18 protein-coding genes are annotated in these 22,386 nt (G+C 54.4%); 9 read left to right on the forward strand and 9 right to left on the reverse strand.

The window, feature by feature from the left end:
• Nucleotide 1 precedes the first annotated feature (1 nt).
• The 3 genes from Q0824_RS10635 (at nt 2) to Q0824_RS10645 (ending at nt 3,809) form a co-directional block, all read left to right on the forward strand.
• Nucleotides 2–3,088 carry an efflux RND transporter permease subunit gene (locus tag Q0824_RS10635; protein ID WP_298450164.1) on the forward strand — a complete coding sequence of 1,029 codons (3,087 nt, stop codon included), beginning with the start codon at nt 2–4 and terminating at the stop codon, nt 3,086–3,088.
• An 80-nt stretch (nt 3,089–3,168) separates the two neighbouring features.
• Nucleotides 3,169–3,480, forward strand: a complete 312-nt coding sequence (locus Q0824_RS10640) for a 7TM-DISM domain-containing protein (protein WP_298450510.1) — start codon at nt 3,169–3,171, stop codon at nt 3,478–3,480.
• Nucleotides 3,462–3,809, forward strand: coding sequence for a GGDEF domain-containing protein (locus Q0824_RS10645; RefSeq protein WP_298450165.1), 348 nt, complete (start codon nt 3,462–3,464; stop codon nt 3,807–3,809). The genes Q0824_RS10640 and Q0824_RS10645 overlap by 19 nt, the downstream gene beginning before the upstream one ends.
• Here the strand turns inward: Q0824_RS10645 and Q0824_RS10650 are convergent.
• Both Q0824_RS10650 and djlA read right to left on the reverse strand, forming a co-directional pair.
• Nucleotides 3,800–5,269 (reverse strand): amidase, encoded by a 1,470-nt coding sequence (locus Q0824_RS10650; RefSeq protein WP_298450166.1) that lies wholly within the window; start codon nt 5,267–5,269, stop codon nt 3,800–3,802. The two genes, Q0824_RS10645 and Q0824_RS10650, sit on opposite strands and share 10 nt — an antisense overlap.
• A gap of 154 nt (nt 5,270–5,423) precedes the next feature.
• Nucleotides 5,424–6,197: a co-chaperone DjlA gene (gene djlA / locus Q0824_RS10655; RefSeq protein ID WP_298450168.1), complete on the reverse strand. Its 774-nt coding sequence runs from the start codon at nt 6,195–6,197 to the stop codon at nt 5,424–5,426.
• 143 nt (nt 6,198–6,340) lie between these two features.
• Between djlA and alkB the strand changes: the two genes are divergently transcribed.
• Nucleotides 6,341–6,991, forward strand: a complete 651-nt coding sequence (gene alkB / locus Q0824_RS10660; protein WP_298450511.1) for a DNA oxidative demethylase AlkB — start codon at nt 6,341–6,343, stop codon at nt 6,989–6,991.
• A 10-nt stretch (nt 6,992–7,001) separates the two neighbouring features.
• Here the strand turns inward: alkB and Q0824_RS10665 are convergent, their stop codons facing one another.
• The gene (locus Q0824_RS10665; RefSeq protein WP_298450170.1) at nt 7,002–8,282 is read right to left on the reverse strand and encodes an MgtC/SapB family protein; all 1,281 of its coding nucleotides are present in this window, start codon (nt 8,280–8,282) and stop codon (nt 7,002–7,004) included.
• Nucleotides 8,283–8,475: 193 nt separating this feature from the next.
• Between Q0824_RS10665 and Q0824_RS10670 the strand changes: the two genes are divergently transcribed.
• A complete protein-coding gene (locus tag Q0824_RS10670; protein WP_298450172.1) occupies nt 8,476–9,963 on the forward strand; it encodes a SulP family inorganic anion transporter in 1,488 nt (495 codons plus the stop codon).
• Nucleotide 9,964: 1 nt separating this feature from the next.
• On the forward strand, nt 9,965–10,858 hold the full coding sequence (locus Q0824_RS10675; RefSeq protein WP_298450174.1) for a universal stress protein: 894 nt from the start codon (nt 9,965–9,967) through the stop codon (nt 10,856–10,858).
• Between the two features lie 124 nt (nt 10,859–10,982).
• Here the strand turns inward: Q0824_RS10675 and Q0824_RS10680 are convergent, their stop codons facing one another.
• The 4 genes from Q0824_RS10680 to Q0824_RS10695 all read right to left on the reverse strand — a co-directional run bounded on the left by Q0824_RS10680 (nt 10,983) and on the right by Q0824_RS10695 (nt 15,317).
• Nucleotides 10,983–12,743 (reverse strand): Ig-like domain-containing protein, encoded by a 1,761-nt coding sequence (locus Q0824_RS10680; RefSeq protein WP_298450176.1) that lies wholly within the window; start codon nt 12,741–12,743, stop codon nt 10,983–10,985.
• A gap of 234 nt (nt 12,744–12,977) precedes the next feature.
• Entirely contained in the window at nt 12,978–14,171 is a 1,194-nt protein-coding gene (locus Q0824_RS10685; protein WP_298450178.1) for an NAD(P)/FAD-dependent oxidoreductase, read from the reverse strand.
• 61 nt (nt 14,172–14,232) lie between these two features.
• On the reverse strand, nt 14,233–15,039 hold the full coding sequence (locus Q0824_RS10690; RefSeq protein ID WP_298450180.1) for a PhzF family phenazine biosynthesis protein: 807 nt from the start codon (nt 15,037–15,039) through the stop codon (nt 14,233–14,235).
• Nucleotides 15,036–15,317, reverse strand: coding sequence for a hypothetical protein (locus Q0824_RS10695; protein WP_298450182.1), 282 nt, complete (start codon nt 15,315–15,317; stop codon nt 15,036–15,038). Before Q0824_RS10695 ends, Q0824_RS10690 begins: the two co-directional genes overlap by 4 nt.
• 230 nt (nt 15,318–15,547) lie before the next feature.
• Between Q0824_RS10695 and Q0824_RS10700 the strand changes: the two genes are divergently transcribed.
• Entirely contained in the window at nt 15,548–16,960 is a 1,413-nt protein-coding gene (locus Q0824_RS10700) for a PLP-dependent aminotransferase family protein (RefSeq protein WP_298450183.1), read from the forward strand.
• Here the strand turns inward: Q0824_RS10700 and Q0824_RS10705 are convergent.
• Together Q0824_RS10705 and Q0824_RS10710 are read right to left on the reverse strand one after the other, a co-directional pair.
• Complete coding sequence (locus tag Q0824_RS10705) at nt 16,946–17,590, reverse strand: response regulator (RefSeq protein ID WP_298450184.1); 645 nt, start codon at nt 17,588–17,590, stop codon at nt 16,946–16,948. The genes Q0824_RS10700 and Q0824_RS10705 overlap by 15 nt on opposite strands.
• A complete protein-coding gene (locus Q0824_RS10710) occupies nt 17,583–19,061 on the reverse strand; it encodes an ATP-binding protein (RefSeq protein WP_298450512.1) in 1,479 nt (492 codons plus the stop codon). Before Q0824_RS10710 ends, Q0824_RS10705 begins: the two co-directional genes overlap by 8 nt.
• Nucleotides 19,062–19,248: 187 nt before the next feature.
• On the opposite strand from Q0824_RS10710, the gene Q0824_RS10715 reads away from it, so the two are divergent.
• Both Q0824_RS10715 and Q0824_RS10720 read left to right on the forward strand, forming a co-directional pair.
• Nucleotides 19,249–20,877: an acyl-CoA synthetase gene (locus Q0824_RS10715; protein ID WP_298450186.1), complete on the forward strand. Its 1,629-nt coding sequence runs from the start codon at nt 19,249–19,251 to the stop codon at nt 20,875–20,877.
• Nucleotides 20,878–20,975: 98 nt separating this feature from the next.
• Entirely contained in the window at nt 20,976–22,352 is a 1,377-nt protein-coding gene (locus Q0824_RS10720) for a solute carrier family 23 protein (RefSeq protein WP_298450188.1), read from the forward strand.
• The last annotated feature ends 34 nt before the right edge of the window (nt 22,353–22,386 follow it).

The following is a 22,386-nucleotide window of genomic DNA, read 5'->3' on the forward strand; positions in this document are numbered from 1 at the left end:
TATGCGCACACTTATTTTTGCGGCCATAAATCGCAGCCGCACAACTCTGCTTACGCTTTTTTTCCTGACACTTGGCGGCGTTGCAGCGTTCCAGATTATCCCCCGGGAGGCCAATCCCGACATTACCATTCCCATGATCTACATCTCCATGGGCCTGGAAGGTATAAGCCCGGAAGACGCGGAACGGCTGCTGGTTCGCCCCATGGAGCAGGAATTACGCTCTCTGGAAGGGGTAAAGGAGATGCGCGGTACCGCCTCTGAGGGACACGCTTCAGTAATGCTGGAGTTCGATGCCGGCTTTGACCCGGATACGGCCCTCCAGGACGTTCGCGAAAAAGTGGATACGGCCCGCAGCAAGCTTCCCCGTGAAGCCGATGAACCCCGGGTGAACGAAATCAACGTGTCTTTGTTCCCTGTGCTGTCTATCGGCTTGTCTGGGCCGCTGTCTGAGCGAGAGCTGATAACGGTTGCCCGCGGCCTTCAGGATGCCATTGAAGCGATCCCCGAAGTGCTGGAGGTGGATATTGGCGGCGATCGTGAAGATCTGCTGGAAATTGTTGTGGATCCTCAGGTGCTGGAAAGCTACGGCATAGACTTCGACCAACTCAGCAATCTGGTTACCCGCAATAATCAGCTGGTAGCGGCAGGGTCGCTGGATACCGGCAATGGCCGAATGACCCTGAAGGTGCCCGGTGTTATCGAAAATATCGAAGATGTTATGTCCATGCCGATCAAGGTTGACGGCAATACAGTAGTGACCTTCGGTGATGTGGCCATGTTGCAGCGTACCTTCAAAGACCCCACCGGGTTTGCGCGGATCAATGGTGAACCCGCTCTGGTGCTGGAAGTATCCAAGCGCAGTGGCGCTAACATTATTGAAACCGTGGCTCAGGTGCGCGAGCTGATTGCCCAGGCAAAACCGCTACTGCCGGACGCTCTGGAAGTGCGTTACATCATGGATCAGTCCGATGAGGTTCGCGATCTGCTCAGCGACCTGCTCAACAACGTACTGACTGCGATTGTGTTGGTTATTATCGTCATTATTGCTGCCATGGGGCCGCGCTCCGCCTTGTTAGTAGGGCTTACCATACCCGGTGCCTTTTTGACGGGCATTCTTGTTATCTGGTCCATGGGGCTTACCCTCAACATCGTTGTGCTGTTCAGTCTTATTTTGGTGGCCGGTATGCTGGTGGACGGTGCCATTGTGGTATCTGAACTGGCCGATCGAAACCTGTCTGACGGACATAGTGTAAAAAACGCCTGGGCAGAAGCGGCAAGCCGCATGGCCTGGCCGATTATCGCGTCTACAGCTACCACCCTTGCGGTGTTCGTGCCGCTTCTGTTCTGGCCTGGTGTAGTGGGCGAGTTCATGAAATTTCTGCCCATTACTGTAATTATCTGCCTGATCGCATCCCTCGCCATGGCGTTGGTGTTTTTGCCAGTCCTTGGGGGAGTGAGCGGTGGTCGTCGTGCCCGTACAGTCGGCGAAAGCGGCCGCATGATGCATGGCTACCGCAAACTGCTTTCCACACTCTTGTCTCACCCCGGCCTCACTTTGGTAGGTGTACTCGGCGTGGTTGTGGTGATCTATATCGCTTATGGCAAGTTCAATTACGGCGTTGAGTTTTTCCCCAGCGTAGAGCCGGATTCGGCCCAGGTTCAGGTTCGTGCCCGGGGGGATCTGTCTGTTCTGGAGCGGGATGCCATAGTGCGACAGGTTGAAGACCGACTGCAGGGCATGCCGGAAGTAAAAGCGGTTTATGCCCGCTCAATGCTGAGCGCCAGCACTCAGATGGCTCCAGATGTGGTTGGCGTGCTTCAGTTCCAGTTTACTGACTGGTTTACCCGCCGCCCCGCTAGCGCCATTCTCGATGATTTCCTTGCGCGCACCGAGGATATTCCGGGTATCGAGCTGGAATTTCGCAAGCAGGAAAATGGCCCGGCTGGTGGCAAACCAATAGAGCTTTTGATCAGTAGTCGAGATAGTAGCAAGCTCAACGGATACGTGGATCAGATCGAGGATCAAATGCGTGCTCTTGGTGGCTTTGTGGACATTGAAGATGACCGTAGCCTGCCTGGCATTGAATGGCGCCTTGAAGTGGATCGCGAAGCCGCCGCCCGTTTTGGGACTGATGTGCTCAGTATTGGCAGTGCCGTTCGCCTGGTTACCAATGGCTTGGTGCTTGCGACTTACAGACCCGAAGATGTGCGTGATGAGGTGGACATTGTTGTGCGGGTTCCCAACAACTGGCGCGAACTGGACCACTTGCAGCGCCAGACCATCAACACGGCGCGGGGGCAGGTGCCTCTTTCGCAGTTTCTTGATCTGCAACCTGGAAACAAGACCGGCAGCATTGCCCGGGTAGATGGCCAGCGTACGGTCACCATCAAGTCGGATATTGGGCCAGGAGAGCAAGTAGACAGCTTGTTGAAAGCCTTGCAGGCCGAACTTCCTGAAACGCCAGATGGCGTATCGGTCAAGTTTGCCGGTGAAAACGAAGACCAACAGCAGGCATCTAACTTTCTTGTAAGTGCATTTTTGATTGCGATTGCCATGATGCTGCTCATTCTGGTTACCCAGTTCAACTCGCTGTATCAGAGTTTCCTGATTCTTTCTGCGATTGTCCTTTCTACCGCGGGGGTGCTTCTGGGCTTGCTGCTGAACGGCCAGTCGTTTGGCATCGTAATGGTGGGCATGGGTATTATCGCGCTGGCGGGCATTGTGGTGAACAACAACATCATTCTGATCGACACCTACAATCAGATGAAGAAAGACGGGATGGCCGCGTACGAAGCGGCATTGGAAACCAGTTGCCTGCGTTTACGCCCGGTACTCCTCACCGCTGTTACGACTGTACTCGGGTTGATGCCCATGGTTCTGAGCGTCAACGTTGATCTGCTGACGCCGTCGCTCGGGTTGGGGGCACCGTCAACGCAGTGGTGGGCGCAGCTTTCCAGTGCGATTGCTGGAGGCCTGGCATTCGCTACCATTCTGACGTTGCTGCTGACTCCGGCGATGCTGGTGCTGGGTGATCGGGTAGGGGAGGCCTTGCGCCGGAAAATCCGACGCTTCCGGCCTTCAGAATAAGGTGTCAGGCACGATTTGATCGCAACGTTGTCCGCTTAAGCGAGGACGCCTGGACACGCAATGGCAGCGACAGCGTCAATCTGGGTTATGGCAAACACATCTACTGGTTTCGCGTGGCCCTTGAAAGCACCACCGGCAGTGAAGCTAACACTTTTCTTGAAATTGGCTATCCGGTTCTTGACCACATCGAGGTGTATATCAGCCCGGGCAATGGGAGCCAGACGGCCCTGGTACTGAGCGACAAACAACCGTTTTACGATCGCCCCATCCTGCACCGCAATTTCGTTCTACCCATTACGCTTGCACCCTTAAAGAAAGCGGAGGTTTACCTCCGGGTAAAAACCGCCAGTTCCATGCAGGTTCCGCTAACGCTTTGGAATCAGGCGAGTTAGTTACCCGGCCACAGGATCTGGCCGCCCGTTATGGTGGTGAGGAATTTGTTGTGCTACTGCCAAACACACCGCACAAAGGCGCTATTGATGTTGCCGAGCGCATCCGAAAAGCGGTAGCAGCTATGGCATTTCAGCTATCTGGCCAAACGCTTCATCTCACTGTCAGTGTGGGCGTGTGTACTGAGCTACCAGCCAGTGCAGATGCCACAGAAACGCTTTTCAGCAGGGCGGATGAAGCCTTGTATCAGGCCAAGGCCAGTGGCCGTAACTGTGTTGTGGCCTGGGCCGCGCCCAGTAAGGACGCGACGCCAGCTATTACTCAGGCGTGACTGTATTCCGCAGTGTCCACCGGAAAAGTCCAGGGTGAGAACTCGGACTCCAGAGCGAATGCAAGCTCCAACAGCGTGCGCTCATCCCCCAATTTACTCATAAGCTGTACCGAAACCGGCAGGTTCTCTGATGTCATCGCCATGGGGACTGATATGGCTGGCGTGCCGGTAACGTTTGCCAGGGGGGTGAAGTTGGCATATTGAGTCAAACGTTCAAACAGTGTGTCAAAGGGCACTGTTGAGCTCAGGTGGCCCAGTTTTGGAGTGGTGTGGCCCAGAACCGGTGTCAGCACCGCATCGTAGGTAGACATAGCCTCCGCAAACTCGAACCTGGCGCGGCGTAACCGCCACAGCACTGTCGGCATCTTCCAGAAGCCTCGCTTGAACATTTTGTCCAGCCCCTGAGTCAAGCCGTCTACCTGCCGCTTGTCAAAACCCGGGTGGGTTATTTTGCGCCCGTTGAGCTTCATGCCAAAGGCCAGCAGCCCCCAGTACATCGCAAAGTCATCGGGAAAGCTCGAGTTTACAGGCGTGTCCACCGGCTCAACACGGTGGCCCTGGGCTTCCAGTTTTCGCGCAGTGGCTTCAACAACCTGCCGTGTTGTGTCGTCGGTTTTGTGACCGTTAATGGAGTCTATTACCAAGCCAATCCGCATTGGCTTGCCAGATGGGCCCTCTACTTTGCCAATGACTGGCAATTTCGGGTTGCGGTAATAGCGCTCTGCTTCGTAGATGAAGTTGGCCGTATCCCGAACGGTGCGGGTGACTACACCATCACTGAGAATATCAATGGGAAGCGATTTTGAGGCATCGTTTTCGATCACACGCCCTCGGGACGGTTTGAGTCCGATGAGGCCACAAACGGCCGCAGGAATTCGAATGGAACCGCCGCCGTCGTTAGCGTGGGCAATGGGAACCGCACCGCTTGCCACGAGTGCTGCCGCGCCACCTGACGAGGCTCCGCAGGAGTAAGCCAGATTCCAGGGGTTGCGAGTGGGTGCATCATGAACCGGTTCGGTTGAAGCGTTAAATCCGAACTCCGGCATGGTGGTTTTTCCCATGCAGAGATAGCCTTGGGCCAGCATCTGTTCCGCGAAGGGGCTCGTGTGCTTTACGAGGTATCCGGCAGGCACCGCGGCTGAGCCCTGACGAGTTGGTAGTCCCGCCACATTGGTGTTGTCTTTGATAAAGGTGGGTACACCGGTAAAAAACGGTGCATTTGCCAGATCAGGTTGCCTATCCAGTTTGGCAGCGGCTTCCAGCATCTGTTGATAGCGTTCCGCAACAACGCCGTGAACCAGTGGTTCAGCCTTGTGCAATCTATCGATGGCGGCTTGGGTCACTTCAGTTCCCGAAACCTCCCGGCGGCGGATTCGCTCTGCCAGGGCAGTCGCATCGTCGTTCCCAAGCGCATCGTTAGTAAATGTATTGGCGGTCTGAGGGGAGTCTGAAGCTGGCATCCGAGGCATCTCCGTCTTAATGTCTGGCAGCTCGCTGCGTGCTGCTGTTCGGGAGGCATACTTTACTCGAAGGTAAAACCTGAGGACATGTCATTTCAGGTATGAGTTTACAAGCCCGCCAGACTCGACGGGCCGGTATGAACGTGGTGAGCGGTCAGGAGTTTTCCCGGGACTGCTTGATAACATCGTAGGCGTTGGCAATTTCCTGTGTGCGCTCTTCTGCCATTTCGCGCATGCTCTCTGGAAGACCCCTTCCTGCAAGCTTGTCTGGGTGGTTCTCGCTCATTAGTTTGCGGTACACCTTTTTCAGTTCTGCATCACTGATTGATGGGGTTACACCCAGAACCTTATAGGCATCATCGGTTTGCTGGGCCGTAGAGCGTTGGCCGCCGGCCTGACCCGCGTGTGCGCCGCGCAGCATGGCTTCCAATTGGTCTACCTGGCTCTCGGGCAGGCCGAGTCCGCGGGCTATACGAACCAACATTTCGTGCTCTGCCGGGTGCACTACACCATCTGCGGCTACTGCCGAAACCTGTACCTGGAGAAACATTTGCAGAAATGCTGGTTGCCGCCCACTAATGCTCAAAAAGTGGTTCAGCTCCGCATCCAGATCAAAATCTGCGGCCTTACCCCGACTGAACGCGGCTTTTGCGGTTTCTCTCTGGGCTTCGTTCAGGCGAAAACGCACAAACATGGCTTCGGCCATCTGAATTTCGTCTTTCGAGACAACACCATCGGCCTTGCACAGAGCACCCATAACGGCAAAAACAGATTCAATAAAACCGGATTGAATACCTTGAAGTTTGCCAATCAGGCGGCTTTTAGCGCGGTTAAGCAGAAAAGCGCCCAGAGCAGCACCCACTAAAAATCCGGGAAACTTGCCAAAGCTGTAACCAATCAAACCACCAATGATCATCGCAAACAGCATTAAAACGTCCTTAGGAGATAATGGATCAGACCACAGAATATACGTGTTTTTTAGAGGATCTTCATGAACAGGCTTTCATTCTGGACATCTGTTTTCTTGATCGTCGGTGTGTCGAGTCATTTTTCGTGTTAAAAATATCTGCGATGACTATCGACATGTTTTCAGACCAACCAATCAACGCGACTACGGAAGCTCTCTCAGAGGGGGCCGTCGTGCTCCGGCAATTTGCTTCTGCACTTGCGCCAAATCTGCTTCGAGGGATCGAACAGGTAACGAAAGTAGCGCCGTTGAGACACATGAAAACCCCCGGTGGGCACATTATGTCTGTGGCCATGAGTTGTTGTGGCAGCTGGGGCTGGGTGACCGATGGGCGAGGGTATCGTTATCAGGCGGAGGACCCTTTTACTGGCGTGCCCTGGCCATCCATGCCTTCTGTTTTTGATGATTTGGCCACATCGGCCGCCTTTGCCGCGGGATACCCTTATTTCACTCCAAACGCCTGCCTCATCAACCGTTATGAGCCTGGCGCAAAAATGGGGCTGCACCAGGACAAAGATGAGCGCGATCTCTCGCAACCGATAGTGTCCGTCTCTCTTGGACTGCCACAAGTGTTTCAACTTGGCGGGCTGACGCGTAGCGAGCGGCCAATGAACATCCCTCTGAGTCATGGCGATGTGGTGGTATGGGGTGGGCCTGCAAGGTTGCGCTACCACGGGGTGCTCGCACTAAAAGCCGGAGCACATCCGCTGACCGGCGCCTGCCGGTACAATTTGACCTTTCGCTGCGCCCGCTAACAGTTGCTCGCTACTGAAACCAGGCTACCAAAAGTCCCGCGCCCAGCGAGAGCAGCATGGGGCCCGCCACGTAAAGCCCTATCTGTCGGTTACCGATCACCCATGCCATACCGGATTTGACCAGATTATTGGTGGCCGCAGCAATCACGATACCGAGCACCGCAGCATCCATCGCCAAGCCATTGTGGGACATGCGGGTGAGGGACAGGGTGATAGCATCAACATCCGCAACGCCGGAGGTGGCAGCCAGCATATAAATACCGGTATCGCCCAGCCAGTCTTTCAGAAAGTCTCCAAGTAGCAGAATAGCCGTCAGCAGCATGCCAAAAACCACCGCGGATTTCAGATCGAGCGGGTTTTGGTTAAGTGTGGGCTGGCTGACCTCGCCTGTTTCGGAATTCCTGCGCCAGATGAAAATTGCGGGCACGTAAAGCAGCAGTGTCATAACGGCCACGGGCCAGACCAGACTCGGCAGCAAGTCTCGATTGATGACAAAGCAGTACACAAGGATGCGCGGAAACATGGTGCCGCAGGCAATAAGAATGCCGGTGGCAAATTGCGCATTCAGGGCAGGGTGTTTATCGGCCTGGCGGGCAAAGTGCAGGGTCAGGGCGGTGGATGAACTCAAGCCGGCAAACAGGCTGGTAAACAGAATACCTTTGCTGGTACCGGCCATCCGCATGGCGAAATAACCCACGAAGGAGATGGACGCAATCATCACCACCATCCACCAGATTTCCCGGGGGTTGAGCACGCCACCAGGCCCCATAGGCTCGTTCGGTAGCAGTGGCAGCATAACCACTGAAATAACCAGCAGTTTGAGTGCAGCATCCAGCTCGTGGGCTTTCAGCTTGTGTACCCACCCGTGAATTTCGTCCTTGTTATCCAGAATAATGGCAGTAATCACAGCAGCGGTCGTCGCTATCACAGGGTCAACGGCCACGGCTATGGCACCGAAGCAGAAGGTCAGCACCATGCTGACCATGCCGGTAATGCTGAAGTTGCGAATGTGATCAAGCCGCTCGCTGTAGGCCACAATGGCCATCGCTACAACGCTCAATAAAAGCACAGGAAACGCCCAGACGGTGATTTCCTCTGCCAGAACCGCAGAAATGCCGCCCAAAAGACCGATAAGAGAAAAGGTTCGAATGCCGGCTATGCGTTCGCCGGGTTTCTGTTCGCGGGAGCCCCAACCCCGCTCCAGGCCAATGATGGCCCCCAAAAGAAGTGCCACCGCAAGGTTAAGCGTGGTCTCATTTGAAGCCAGAAACTGGGATGCAACGTCATCCATGAACGAAGGTAGCTCATTGTTTGGTGGGTGTTGCCGTGATCATAGCAGTCAGCAAGGCTGAGAGAACAGGCGCCCTTACGCCGGAAGCGGTATTTTGGTAGAATTCGCGCCCTTTATTTTGCCGTAATTCGCAATTCATGTAGCGGCAATCCCTTGGTCATTAATCTGCGCAAATTTCCGGGTACCTAAAGCTATGGTAAATACAATGAAAGCCGAATGGTTTTCCAACATCAAGGGCGATTTGCTCGCCGGGATCGTAGTGGCCCTTGCGCTGATTCCGGAAGCGATTGCCTTCTCGATCATCGCCGGAGTTGATCCTAAAGTCGGGCTCTACGCTTCCTTCTGTATTGCCGTGATCATTGCGTTTGTAGGCGGCCGCCCGGGCATGATCTCTGCTGCAACTGGTGCCATGGCGCTGTTGATGATAACCCTGGTTAAAGAGCACGGCCTGGAGTACCTGATGGCCGCCACGCTGCTAACCGGTGTGATTCAGATAGTGGCTGGCTGGCTGAAGCTGGGCGGCTTGATGAGGTTTGTGTCCCGTTCAGTGGTAACTGGTTTTGTGAATGCTCTGGCTATCCTCATCTTTATGGCTCAACTTCCGGAACTCACGAACGTAACCTGGCATGTATACGCCATGACTGCAGCCGGTCTGGGCATTATCTATCTGTTCCCCTATGTACCCAAGTTGGGGAAGCTTTTGCCCTCGCCATTGGTTTGCATAGTATCCCTGACGATTGTGGCGGTAATCTTCAATATCGACGTGCGCACAGTGGGCGACATGGGTGAATTGCCCGATACGCTGCCTATTTTTCTCTGGCCAGATGTTCCTCTGACTCTTGAAACCTTGATGATTATCCTTCCGTATTCCATTCCACTGGCGGTTGTGGGCTTGCTGGAATCCATGATGACCGCCACTATTGTTGACGATCTGACGGATACGGAAAGCGATCGTAACCGCGAGTGTCGGGGGCAGGGCATCGCCAACATAGGATCTGGCCTGTTTGGTGGAATGGCGGGCTGCGCGATGATTGGGCAATCCGTTATCAACGTAAAATCCGGGGGGCGTGGTCGGCTTTCCACGTTTACCGCAGGCGTATTCCTGATGGTAATGATCGTGGTGCTGGACGACATACTGGTTCAGATCCCGATGGCTGCTCTGGTGGCAGTAATGATCATGGTGTCTATCGGCACCTTCTCCTGGGACTCCATTCGCAACCTGAAAACCCACCCTGTTTCTACCAATGTAGTGATGCTGGTCACCGTGTGCGTTGTGGTTGTAACTCATAACCTGGCGTTGGGTGTGTTTGCTGGCGTGTTGCTGGCGGCACTGTTTTTTGCCAACAAGATTGGCCACTTTATGGAAGTTAAGTCCACTCTTGATGAGGCCACGGGCACGCGTACCTACAAGGTAACGGGCCAGGTGTTTTTCAGTTCCTCGGAAAAGTTTGTTGCATCGTTTGATTTCCGCGAAGTGGTCGATAAAGTGGTTATAGATGTTAGCCGTGCGCATTTCTGGGACATTACCGCTGTGGGTGCTCTTGATAAGGTGGTTATCAAGTTCCGCCGCGACGGTGCAGAGGTGGAAGTGATTGGCATGAACGAGGCCAGCGCCACCATCGTTGACCGTTTTGGTGTGCACGACAAGCCGGAAGGCATTGATCAGTTGATGGGCCATTAATATGCAAGATGCGACAGCAAATTCCCGATCAGGCACACAGGACACATTGCAGGTTGTGGCCTGTATCGACGGCTCCCGCGCGGCCCCAGCGGTCTGCGATTATGCAGCCTGGGCCAGCAAGTACATGGACTTACCGCTGACCCTGCTGCACGTACTCGACCAGGAACGCTATCCTTCGGAACCGGACTTGGCCGGGAACATTGGCATGGGTAGCCGTGAGCATCTGCTGGACGAGTTGGCGGAATTGGACCGCAAACGTGCCAAGCTGGCGCTGGAACACGGCAACCACATGCTGGATGAGGCGTCGCACCGATTGAATAACGCGGGCGTCAGCGACATCAAAAAACGCCAGCGCCACGGTGATCTTACGGAATCATTGCTGGCCATGCAGCCCGAGATCCGCCTGTTGGTGATGGGGTTGCACGGAGAAAACAGCTCAGACGGTGAACAAAAAATTGGCAGCCAGCTGGAAACCGTAATCCGCAGCATGAGCCGCCCGATCCTTCTGGTGCCGAATGAATTTTCCATTCCCAAAAGCGCCATGCTGGCGTTTGATGGCAGCGCTACGGCGTTTCGTGGAGTCGAGCATCTAGCAGCTAGCCCGGTGCTCAAGGGTATGCCATTGCATCTTGTGATGGTGGGCAATGAAACTCCAGAAGCTATGGCGCAGCTGCACAAGGCTGAGGCTATGCTCGCGCCTTTGGAGTCGGAAATCACACTGGCCATCCGAAGCGGCGAGGTAGAGCCGGTATTGCACGGCTATCAGGATGAGTTTGATATCGACATTCTGGTGATGGGCGCCTACGGCCACTCGAAGATTCGCCGCTTTCTATTAGGCAGCACCACCACAAGTATGCTGACGTCTGCCAAGAAGCCGCTGGTGATTTTGCGGTAGGTTCGTGATCATCCGGGGTATTGGATAAGCAGTTGCAAAAAAGGCGAAGCCGCGGTTGTGGCTTCGCCGTCTTGTTAATGCGGCAGGAGTAATCTTTTACGGTACCCATGCCGCGCAAAGGCAGTTAGCAGGAAATGCAGAAGTGCCAGCTCATACCTTTGAATTTCTTGCCGTCAACATCCTGGATCTCATCCTCTTCCAGAGTAACCGTCACCTCACCCACAAGGTCGCGGCCGGGTTCAAGCTCAACGGTCATGCTGCCCACGCCGGATTGAATGCTGTTGATATTAACGATTCCGCTGTTATCCCGGATTACATAGTTGCTGCTATTGATCGTTGTTGTCTCATCCATTTCTCGATCAAAGCGAACCGTCAGCTTGGTGCTTTTATCAACCTGAGATTGGCCTCTTCCCGGAAGGATACGGGTTACCTGAGGTGCCAATGTGCTCAGCTTTCGTACAAACATTTTATTGGATTGCCCGCTGGTTGAGACAGCATAGGCTATGAGCGGGGTGTCGTCCGGTAGCAACGCCAGCCTGACAAAAGACACTGTGTCTGATGAAAAGCCTGATTCACCCAGATTGTTCCAGGCGGTGCCGTCATACAGCATTACCCGGGCTTTAAAGTCGACGTTTGCAGATCCATCGCTGAACGCGACCATGGGAAGCCCGTCCTGTGTCACGGCCAGAGCGAGTTCGCGCGTGATACGGCTGTTTGGCAGGTAACCGCCACCGACCCGTGACCAGCTAGTACCCTGATAGCGGGCTACTACGCCTTTTTTCTCATTCGCATCAACGTATGCGAGATAAGGCGTATCGTCTACCGGGGATAAAGCCAGTGAAAGATACTCCGCCTCGCTCGGAGAGAAACCGGCAATACCAATATTCACCCAGTTTGAACCATCATACTTTTTGACTGTAGCTTTGTTTGCATTAAGACTGTCGCTGAATGCAATGTAGGGACTGCCATCTGAAGCGACGGCCAAGGCGGCGAATCGCGCATTGCCGGTACTGGCGGTGGAGCCACCAACCTTGCTCCATGTTGTGCCGTCAAACATCTGGACAACAACTTTGTTGTCATCTCCCGTATCATGATACGCAAGATAAAGTGTTCCATCCGGCGCGATGTCCAAAGAGATATGACTTGCCTCATCGGCATTCAGGCTATCTGAGCCAACCAATACCCAGCTGGTACCATCAAATTTTTGCACTGCCCCGTTCGTCGAGATGTCAGAGTACGCTCGGTAAGGAGTTCCGTCGGGGTGAATGGCAAGAGATAAGTCTAAGTGAGCATAGTTGTTGCCGCCAACATCTTTCCAACTAATGTCGTTGAAGTTCAGAGTTGTAAGGCCGTTATTAGCGGTGCCGACGTTTCCTTGGTGGCCAACATAAGGCTCACCACTGGGCGCGGTAGCAAGCGAAAAACCATAAGAAACTGCGCCATCCGGCAGGTCATCAACAGCTAGCGGGCGCCAGATGTTGTCAGCTTCCAGGGTTACCGTATCGCTGACATTCCCGTTAACAGTTACCTTTAATTCGTAGCTACCAACAGCATCTGTAGTGAAATTGGCTTCCGCCTTATCGCTATTTGAAATAGCTCCGTTGTGAAGGTAACTACCTTCCGGCCGGGATTCGACAGTCCAGGCGTAGGTCGGATTGCTGGCATTGGTTGTCGCTTTTACAGTTGCTTCACGCTTGCCGTTCAGGAACGGTGTATCGGTACTGGCCGAAACGGTTGTATCCGGTGAGCTGTTGTCGCCCCCGCCACTGCCTCCGCCGCAGGCCACCAAGCCTGGTATTGCGAGGCATGTAATAAGCACAGTGCGAAAGTAACCAGATGCAGATGCCGGTTTTCGACCGTAAACTGATTGCGCCGATGAGATCATGTGTCCTTCCTTTTGAGTTTTTTCCTTTACCTTTCGATGCCTTAAAATTGGCTCTATTGCCTGTGGGATGTTAGCAAGCCAACTCTGGGGCAGGTATCACCCAAACGAGGGAAGGATAGGTCGGTTTTTTAGTGCAAGTTGGCGAGGGGAGGGGCAATCGCGGTCAAAATTTCAAAAGACTGGGCAGGCTCTATGGTTCTGATTGTTGAGGAATTACCGAAGGCATGGAGGGGCTTATGCTGACTGCCCGGCGGCCACGCCGGACGCCCATGCCCAATTGAAATTATGCCCGCCCAAGTGCCCGGTCACGTCCACAACCTCGCCGATAAAATACAGGTTCGGATGTTCCAGCGCCGCCATGGTTTTGGACGAAAGTTGGCGGGTACCCACACCGCCCAGCGTTACTTCCGCTGTGCGATAGCCTTCTGTTCCCGCCGGCTTGACTGTCCACTGCCCAAGCGTATCTGAGACCTGTTCAAGATCACTGTTTTTGTAGCCCTGAAGTGGGCCGCTCCAGCTATAAATCTCGTTAAATGCCTGTGCAAAGCGCTTGGGTAGATGCTGGGCCAGGTAGTGGGCAATCGTGGATTGAGGCTTCTGTTTGCGCAGGGTCAAAAGATCTTCGTGGATGTTGCGATCCGGTAGCAGGTTGATGGTCAGTGGGTCGCCAGGCTGCCAGAAGCTGGAGATCTGCAGTATGGATGGTCCGCTCAAGCCGCGATGCGTGACTAACATGGGCTCGCGGAAGTTCTGGTTGTTGCAGGCTGCATCCACCGGGCAGCTTACGCCGGAGAGAGGGGCCAGTTGTTGTTTCAGTTCCGGGTGAAGGGTGAAAGGTACCAGCCCCGCACGGGTGGGGAGAACGTCGAGACCGAACTGCCGCGCAACCTCGTAACCGAATCCGGTGGCGCCCATGGTGGGGATGGACAAGCCTCCGCAGGCGATAACCAGAGATTCACAGGTCAGGGAGCCTGATCTGGTATTAACACGGTAGCTGCCATCGCCTTGCACTATGTTCTGCACGCTGGTTTTCATGCGGATTTCAGCTCCGGCCCAGTCACATTCCGTGAGCAGCATGGTGACTATATCTTTCGCGCTGTCTTTGCAGAATAGCTGGCCGGCGGCTTTCTCTTCGTGCTCAATGCCGTGGCGCTCAACAAGATCCAGAAAATGCTGGGGGGTGTACCGCTTGAGGGCGGAAATACAGAAGCGTGGATTGTCCGATAGGAAGTTCGCGGGCGTGCTGTTGAGGTTGGTGAAGTTACAGCGCCCGCCGCCGGACATCAGAATCTTTTTGCCCGGCTTATTGGCGTGATCAATGACCAGTACTTTGCGCCCACGATAGCCAGCGGTGGCGGCGCACATCAGGCCGGCGGCGCCGGCGCCGATAATAATTACATCGTACTGGTTACTGGAACTTGCCGTCATTACTGCCCGCCGATTGGTTTGTTTGGCGCGCAGTATACCAGCCTAAGGGTGGCTGTATGGCTCATTCCAGATGAACTGTGCCTTCCATATAGAAAGCTGCTTGCCCGGCTATCGCAACGCGGTCGCCTTTCAGTTCACAGCGTAATAAGCCGCCCCGTGCTGACAGCTGTCGCGCCTCCAGCTTGTTTTTGCCGAGCCTCTCGGCCCAGTAGGGCACCAGAACACTGTGAATGGAGCCGGTAACCGGGTCTTCGTCAATGCCTGATCCGGGTGCAAAGTAACGGCTGACAAAGTCGGCGGTGTCACCGGGTGCGGTGATGATCACCCCTTGATTGCCCAGTTTTTTTAGCTTGCTGAAATCCGGCTGTGCTGCTTTCACGGCTGTCTCGTTTTCCAGAACAACCATGTAATTGGTGTCGTTCGGCACATAAAAGGCGGTTGCCGGGGCGCTATCCAGAGCTTGGCTAATTATTGGTGGTGTGTTCTGTTCTTCAATTTTCAGGTTCGGGAAGTCCAGAACCAGCCAGTTATCCGGGGTTTGGTGAACGCCTAAAATACCACTGCGAGAACCAAAGCGTATTTCATCTGACTGCCAGCCGAGTTTATTGAAAATAACCCAGGCACTGGCGAGAGTGGCGTGGCCGCAAAGAGGTACTTCAACACTGGGAGTGAACCAGCGGATATGGAAGTCTGCGCCATTAGTACCGGATTCCCGAACGAAGAATGCAGTTTCTGCCAGATTGTTCTCTGCGGCCAGTGCCTGCATGGTGTCGTCGGGAAGCCACGTCTCCAGCGGCATGACCGCGGCAGGGTTCCCTTTGAATATCTCGCTGGTAAAGGCGTCTACCTGATAAATGGGGTAATTCATGTTCTGTTCTCTGGGAGCAAGTGTCTAGCGTAGTGGTGGCCTTTGTAGCTGGCAAACTGCGCCAGCTCAGACTCACTATAAAAATGCAGTTCGGGCAATGGGTTGCTGTGTGTCACTACCCAGTGCCTCTGGCCTGACTGGCGTACAGAAAACCCGAGGTCTTCCAACCATTGGCGGTTGGTGTTCAGGTCTTCAACGTACAGAGCGGGTGCGCTGGGGTTAAGGCCAAAAAGATTGTTCCGGGTAGCGGTCAGAGCGTGACTGGTTGCGATGCCCATGATGAAACTCCTTCTTCTGATTTGCGATGTTGTTATTGTCTTCCTGAACTGACAGCCATAACAGATTCAGATAATCTGTTTTTGAACCGGCACAGAGCTAAATATTGTCGGTCTGTACCGGTCGATTTTCCGGGTATCTGTACCGTTCCGGTTCGGTGCGGATCTGTTGCAATGGGCATGCTGGCTGCTCGAATGGGCAAATGATTTCTTGAAAGGGTGAGGTGGGCAGTATGGGAGCTCTATACAACCAGGTGGCAGACAGGCTTCAGTCGCTGATTCAGGATGGTGTCTACCGTGATGGAGACCGCTTGCCGGGCGTGAGGGTGTTGAGCAAACAGTACGAAGTGAGTATTTCAACTGTGTTGCAAGCGCACCAAACACTCGAAGCTCGCGGCTACCTGCAGGCCCGGGAACGCAGTGGCTATTTTGTTCGCTTGCCTGCAGTCGATGCCCCGGAGCCTGTAATGGGCAGGCTCAGGATTCGCCCGGCGCCGGTAACAGCCCGTGAAATGACGCTGGAGCTGTGCGCTGATGAGCAAAATCGCATGGTGCCGCTGTCATCTGCTATCCCTCACGCCGACTTTCTGCCGCTACGACAGATTCAGCAGAGTACGATTTGGGCGGCACGGCGGGGCCTTGAGACACTGGATTACGCGTTTCCCGGAAAAACATCATTCCGCAGGCAGATTGCGCAGCGCATGGCGACGATTGGTGTTCCGGTTACACCGGATGATGTGCTCGTTACCAACGGCGCTCAGGAGGCCATCATTCTGGGCTTGCGTGCCGTGACTCAACCGGGGGATATAGTGGCGGTTGAGTCGCCTTCGTTCCCGGGTATTCTTCAGGCTTTGGAAGTCGTAGGGTTGCGGGCGATGGAAATCCCGACCCACCCATCCGATGGGCTTAGCCTTGAAGGCTTGCAGTTAGCCCTGGAACAGTGGCCGCTGAAAGCCTGTGTAGTGGTGTGCAATCACAGCAACCCCATGGGCGCGCGGATGCCGGACGAACGAAAAAAACAGTTGGTGTCTATGCTTGCTGCCGCTGGCGTGCCGTTGATAGAAGATGATATTTACGGAGATCTTTATCACTCCGGCGAGCGCCCAAAGCCTGCGAAAGCCTTTGATCGCACAGACAATGTTATCTACTGCAACTCGTTTTCCAAAACCATTTCGCCGGGGTTGAGGCTAGGCTGGATGTTGCCTGGGCGGTACATGGCCGGAGCTCGGCAGCAGAAGTATTTTTCCAATCTGGCGACGTCTTCAATTCCGCAATTGGCAGTGGCGCACTTTCTGGAGCAGGGTGGATACGATCGTTATCTGCGTTCTGCCCGTCAACATTATCGGGAAACCACGGAGCGAATGAGAGCTGCGGTGGCGCGGTCATTTCCTGTGGGAACTGCGGTCAGCAGGCCGCAAGGCGGCTTTGTACTCTGGGTGCAGTTGCCGGAAGGCATTTCAGGCACTCGGCTTTATCACCGGGCCCGGGCGGAGAATATAAACGTGGCTCCGGGCCTGATGTTTTCCATATCAGACAAATTTGAATCTTGCCTGCGGCTGAACGGCGGCAATCCCTGGAATGAGCGCATCGACCAGGCAATTGCCAGGCTGGGCGCGCTTGCCCATGAGGAGCTAGCGCAGATTTGATGGATCAAGCAGGCCAGCGGTGATGGCTATGCCCGTTACATCGGGCAGCCGCTCCGCACCCAGTCGCTTCATTACACGGGCCCGGTAAAGGTCGATGGTCTTCACACTGACACCCAGTTGGTCAGCAATTTCGCGGCTGGTGTAGCCTTGGGCCATAGGCAGGAATACATCACGCTCTCGGCGTGTAAGCGTCGAAATGATCGCATCAGAGCGTTCGTCGCCCAGCTGCGGCTGACTGGATTGATGATGAGCTTCCAATGCCTGCTGCACGCTGTCGAGCAGTAGCTGCTCGTTGAATGGTTTCTCGATAAAATCAAAGGCGCCGGATTTGAACGCCCGCACCACAATGGGCACATCCGCATGGCCAGACACGAAAATAATTGGTAGCTCAATGCCGCGTTTTTGCAGTTCTTCCTGAACGTTCAGCCCGCCGAGCCCCGGCATGCGCACATCCAGCACCACGCAGCCGCCCCGGTTATCGCCCAACGCATCCAGAAACTTGCGCCCGTCGCTGTACGCTTGCACCTTCAGGCCAACCGACTCCAGCAACCACTGGGTGGATTCCAGCATGCCGGCGTCATCATCAACTACGTAAACGGTGGAGTTATCCGGGGCGGATTCGTTACTCATCGGAAGCAGTCTCCGGGCTGTGGGTTCGTTTGTTAGCGGGTGTTGCCGGGAAGCGGCAGATCAGGGTAAGGCCACCGGTTGAAGCTGGGCGGGCATCCAGAAAGCCGCCAAAGCCTTCAATAATGGAGCGGCTCATGGAAAGCCCCAGCCCAAGCCCCTGGGGCTTGCTGGTGTAAAACGGCTGAAACATCTGCCTGATTTCCTGATCATTCAGGCCTGGCCCTTCATCCGTGACTTCAATCAGCGTTTCATCGTCGCTGTTTGTGGATATAGAGAGCGTCAGGCGGGAATCTGTGGTGGTTGCTTCAGCGGCGCGCGCTTCTACATTTGCCTCCATACCGTTACGGATCAGGTTAATCAGTACCTGCTCCAGCAATACCTGGTCTGCAATGATTGTTGGCTTGCTGTCAGCCGGGGTGCAGATTATCTCTACAACGTATTTATCAGCCTCCCACTGGCAGAGCTGGGCTACCTTTGAGAGGGTCTCATTTAGCAGTACTTCGGTGGTGCGATTTCGGCCTTTGCGCAGGAAAGCACGAAGGTGCTTGATCACTTCTGATGCCCGGTTGGCATGATGGATGATTTTCTCCAGGCCATCGTCGACACGCTCAAAATGTTCAGGATGTGTGCTGGCGCTTTTCAGGTAGCGCTGACTGGCACTGGCAAAGTTAACGATGGTCGCCAAAGGCTGATTCATTTCGTGGGCAATGCTGGAGGCCAGTTCGCCAAGGGCCGCGAGTCTTGCGGTACGCGCAAGTTCATCGGCCAGCCTGCGGTTGTTATCCTCGGAGGCAACTCTGGCGGTGATGTCTCTGGATACGCTTACCACCTCAACAACCGCCCCTGTGTAGGTTTCCCTGATGGCCCGGCTTGCGATTTCGAACCACCGCTTGCTGCCGTCTCGGTGTGTAAGGTCCAGAGTCATAGTGGCGTAGCCGTCATCTCGCAGGCGATTGCGGGTCTCCATCAGCTGCCGCATGGCACTATCACTTTGGAAGACGTCCTCCAGTAGCCGGCCTCGAAGCTCTTCCGGCCAGTAGCCGAGGAGGCGCCATGAAGCCTGTGTCGCATCGATGAAACGCCCGTCGGGAGCATGTCGCGAGATAAGATCCGTGGTGTTTTCTGTGATCACCCGGTAGAGACGGTTTGACCGGATGGCTTGATCCCGATTAAGGATTTCGGTCGTGGCATCTCTGCCACGAGCCAATACCTCGGCGGTTTTCAGGCAGGGGATAAACGTCCATATGAGGATAGTGTCGTTGATGCGAGTCTCGACATCCTCAATTGCCCGAGCTTGTGTTAGCGCAGCGGTAACCAGTGCCTGAACATTTGTTGGGAGGATGCCTGACGGTTGGGTCAGGTCATTCTTCACCCACAATGTTTCTGCGGCGAGATTGCTGTGCAACGTGTTGGCAGAGCTATCGAGTATCAGGCCGGGTTGCGGATCTGCATCGGGCAAGCTAAAGCTCATAGTAGTCATCGACTTAATCGCATTAGAATGTCTTATGGTATTTGTACTATAATACCTTGGTGTAATTTATAGTATTATTTCTATTAAATATGATTCTCACTATAATAAATCATAGCTACTCTTAACCACTCTAGCGGCTTTTCTAAATACGACACAAGAACAAAAGGCTCACAAAGAGGAACACCCCATGACCTCGATCTTCGATCAGGGCCTTGCGCCCCTTGATGCCAATTACGCTGTTCAATCCCCGATTGATTTTATCGAACGCACGGCAAGCGTCTACCCGGACTACCCCTCTATTATTCACGGAGCTGTTCGCTATAACTGGGCACAGACCTACGACCGTTCACGGCGTCTTGCATCTGCGTTAACAGGGCGAGGCATCAAGCGGGGAGACACTGTGGCGGCCATGCTGCCGAATATTCCCGCCATGGTGGAATGTCATTTTGGGGTGCCCATGATGGGCGCGGTTCTGAATACGTTGAACGTGCGCCTGGATGCAGAAGCTATTGCTTTCATGCTTGAGCACGGCGAAGCCAAGGTGGTGATTGCCGACCGCGAATTTGGTGAGGTAGTTCGCGATGCGGTGAGCCGTCTGGAAAACAAGCCACTGATTGTTGATGTGGATGATCCGGAATACGGCGAAGGGGTTCAGGTCAGCGATCTGGACTATGAAGCCTTTCTGCAGGAGGGTGACCCAGAGTTTCAGTGGAGCTTCCCGGACAACGAATGGGACGCTATTTCACTGAATTACACCTCCGGCACCACCGGCAACCCCAAGGGTGTGGTTTATCACCATCGCGGCGCATACATCAACGCGCTGGGTAACCAGGCTGTTTGGTCCATGGGGATGCACCCTGTGTATCTGTGGACGCTGCCGATGTTTCACTGTAACGGCTGGTGTTTCCCCTGGACAATTACCGCCATGGCGGGCACGCACGTCTGCTTGCGCCGGGTAGATCCGGAAAAGATTCTGCAGCTGATCAAAGAGCATCAGGTTACGCACATGTGCGGCGCGCCGATTGTTCTGAACGCATTGCTGAACGTTCCGCCTGAATCGAAGGCAGGCATTGATCACGAAGTTCGCTCCATGATTGCAGGTGCTGCGCCACCGGCCCAGGTGATTGGTGCCGTTGAAGAAATGGGCATCAAGGTGACCCACGTGTATGGCCTGACAGAAGTGTATGGCCCGGTAACCGTGTGTGCATGGAAATCCGATTGGGATGAACTACCGTTGCACGATCGGGCCAAAATCAAAGCCCGCCAGGGTGTGCGCTATCACACTCTCGCCGGCACCATGGTGGGCGATCCGAATACCATGAAAGCGGTGCCCAAAGATGGCAAAACCGTGGGTGAGATCTTCCTGCGCGGTAATACCGTTATGAAAGGCTACCTGAAGAATCCCAAGGCTACCGAGGAAGCATTCCGTGGCGGCTGGTTCCATACCGGGGATCTGGCTGTTTGGCACGAAGACGGCTACATGGAAATCAAGGATCGCCTGAAGGACATCATCATCTCTGGCGGTGAGAACATATCCACCATAGAAGTTGAAGACACTCTGTACCGGCACCCGGATGTTCTCGAAGCGGCTGTGGTGGCGCGTCCGGATGAGAAGTGGGGGGAGACTCCCTGTGCTTTTGTAACCCTCAAACCGGAAGCAGGTGATGTGAGCGAGGAAGACATTATCCATTTCTGCCGCGAGCACCTGGCTCGCTTCAAAGTACCCAAAACCGTCATTTTCTCGGAGTTGCCCAAGACATCCACGGGCAAGATCCAGAAGTTCCTGTTAAGGGATCAAGCCAAAGAGTTGAACTGACCTCCTGACCGGCAGTGCCGCTCCTGATGCTGCCGGATATTTCTACAAAAACAATACAAAGCATGCATGCGTAAATAACGTGTGCGGGAGACCTAGCTATGCAAATGTTTCACCGTAAAACCGGGGAAGAACAGCCCTATTGGCCTGCTGGTCCTTTTAAGGTTCGCCTACCTTTTGTTCATTACCGCTGGGAATTCGCGGAGATGGTTCAGGCTCTGATCATGTTTGTGGTCAGCTTGGCTATGATTCCTCTGCTGCAGAAATACCTGGGTGTTCCCTATGACGTAGCCTTGGCATATGCCGTAATCTGCGGTATCGGTTTTATGCTGCCCGCCCTGTTGGGTGTTCCTCTGGTACCAGGTTGGATAACACCGGGCATTCCCGTGGTACTGCTGTTTTTGAGCGACTATGAGCCCGGCCCCGAGGCCATTCAGGCAATGTTCGCTCTGCAGTTCCTTGTGTTTATCATCTTCCTTTTCCTTGGCATTACTCGCCTGGGAAGCAAGCTGGTGGATCTGATTCCCCGCTCCATGAAAGGCGGCATTATTATTGGTGCCGGTATTGCGGCTCTGATGGGAGAAATTGAAGTGGGCGGCCGAGTGGCCAACACGCCAATCTCATTGATTGTTGGTGGCCTTGTTTGTTTGTATTTGATGTTCTCTGTGTCGTTCAAAGGCTTTGTTGAAACCAACTCCTTCGCCCGTAAAATTGCTAACTACGGCATGGTACCGGGCATGATTGTGGCCATCCTCGTGGGCTTCGCCACTGGCGAATACGATGTGCCGAATGTTGAGTGGGGCATTACCAAGCCGGCTTTTAATGAGCTGTGGAACTACCTGCCGTTTACGGTTGGATTCCCCGACCCCAAAATCTTCCTGTATGCCGTTCCAACGGCGGTTATCGCCTACATTATTGCCTTCGGGGATATCGTCGTCGGGCAGTCCCTGATGAACCGTGTAGACCACCTTCGTAAAGACGAAGACATCGATAACAGCATCGACCGGGTGCACCTGGTAACCGCCATTCGTAACGGTGGTCATGCGTTCTTTGCGCCATACCCCGGCCTGGCAGGCCCTATCTGGACAGCTGTAACGGCGACTATGGCTGAGCGTTACAAGTATGGCCGCAACGCGATGGATTCAATCTACAGTGGCGGTGGTACCTTCTGGATCACTGGTTTTATTGCCCTGTTTATTCTGCCGCTGGTGAGCTTTTTTCAACCCGTACTACCCATTGCGTTGTCCCTGACTCTTTTGCTGACCGGTTATATCTGTTTGATGGTTGGTCTGGAGCAATTGGAGAACAATACCGAACGAGGTATTGCCGGCACTATGGGCGTGGTATTGGCGGTCTATGGAGCTGGTTGGGGCCTTGGCACCGGTGTGGTTCTTTATCTGTTGATTGAGCGAACCAAGCTACTTGGTTTTACCTCAGACCCGGAAGCCCCGGGTGCCACGAAGACCGATAAACTCTGAGTGTTTAGTCCCTGGTTTTGCCAGGGACCACCAA

The sequence above is a fragment of the uncultured Marinobacter sp. genome (assembly GCF_947488835.1).
Lineage (GTDB): Bacteria > Pseudomonadota > Gammaproteobacteria > Pseudomonadales > Oleiphilaceae > Marinobacter.

What these genes read in the sequence shown, in the direction of transcription:
- Q0824_RS10690 (WP_298450180.1), bottom strand. Translation starts at nt 15,039, where the DNA reads ATGAATTACCCCATTTATCAGGTAGACGCCTTTACCAGCGAGATATTC.
- Q0824_RS10670 (WP_298450172.1), top strand. Translation starts at nt 8,476, where the DNA reads ATGGTAAATACAATGAAAGCCGAATGGTTTTCCAACATCAAGGGCGAT.
- alkB (WP_298450511.1), top strand. Translation starts at nt 6,341, where the DNA reads ATGACTATCGACATGTTTTCAGACCAACCAATCAACGCGACTACGGAA.
- Q0824_RS10675 (WP_298450174.1), top strand. Translation starts at nt 9,965, where the DNA reads ATGCAAGATGCGACAGCAAATTCCCGATCAGGCACACAGGACACATTG.
- Q0824_RS10635 (WP_298450164.1), top strand. Translation starts at nt 2, where the DNA reads ATGCGCACACTTATTTTTGCGGCCATAAATCGCAGCCGCACAACTCTG.
- Q0824_RS10700 (WP_298450183.1), top strand. Translation starts at nt 15,548, where the DNA reads ATGGGAGCTCTATACAACCAGGTGGCAGACAGGCTTCAGTCGCTGATT.
- Q0824_RS10710 (WP_298450512.1), bottom strand. Translation starts at nt 19,061, where the DNA reads ATGAGCTTTAGCTTGCCCGATGCAGATCCGCAACCCGGCCTGATACTC.
- Q0824_RS10680 (WP_298450176.1), bottom strand. Translation starts at nt 12,743, where the DNA reads ATGATCTCATCGGCGCAATCAGTTTACGGTCGAAAACCGGCATCTGCA.
- Q0824_RS10685 (WP_298450178.1), bottom strand. Translation starts at nt 14,171, where the DNA reads ATGACGGCAAGTTCCAGTAACCAGTACGATGTAATTATTATCGGCGCC.
- Q0824_RS10695 (WP_298450182.1), bottom strand. Translation starts at nt 15,317, where the DNA reads ATGGGCATCGCAACCAGTCACGCTCTGACCGCTACCCGGAACAATCTT.
- Q0824_RS10715 (WP_298450186.1), top strand. Translation starts at nt 19,249, where the DNA reads ATGACCTCGATCTTCGATCAGGGCCTTGCGCCCCTTGATGCCAATTAC.
- Q0824_RS10720 (WP_298450188.1), top strand. Translation starts at nt 20,976, where the DNA reads ATGCAAATGTTTCACCGTAAAACCGGGGAAGAACAGCCCTATTGGCCT.
- Q0824_RS10705 (WP_298450184.1), bottom strand. Translation starts at nt 17,590, where the DNA reads ATGAGTAACGAATCCGCCCCGGATAACTCCACCGTTTACGTAGTTGAT.
- djlA (WP_298450168.1), bottom strand. Translation starts at nt 6,197, where the DNA reads ATGCTGTTTGCGATGATCATTGGTGGTTTGATTGGTTACAGCTTTGGC.
- Q0824_RS10650 (WP_298450166.1), bottom strand. Translation starts at nt 5,269, where the DNA reads ATGCCAGCTTCAGACTCCCCTCAGACCGCCAATACATTTACTAACGAT.
- Q0824_RS10665 (WP_298450170.1), bottom strand. Translation starts at nt 8,282, where the DNA reads ATGGATGACGTTGCATCCCAGTTTCTGGCTTCAAATGAGACCACGCTT.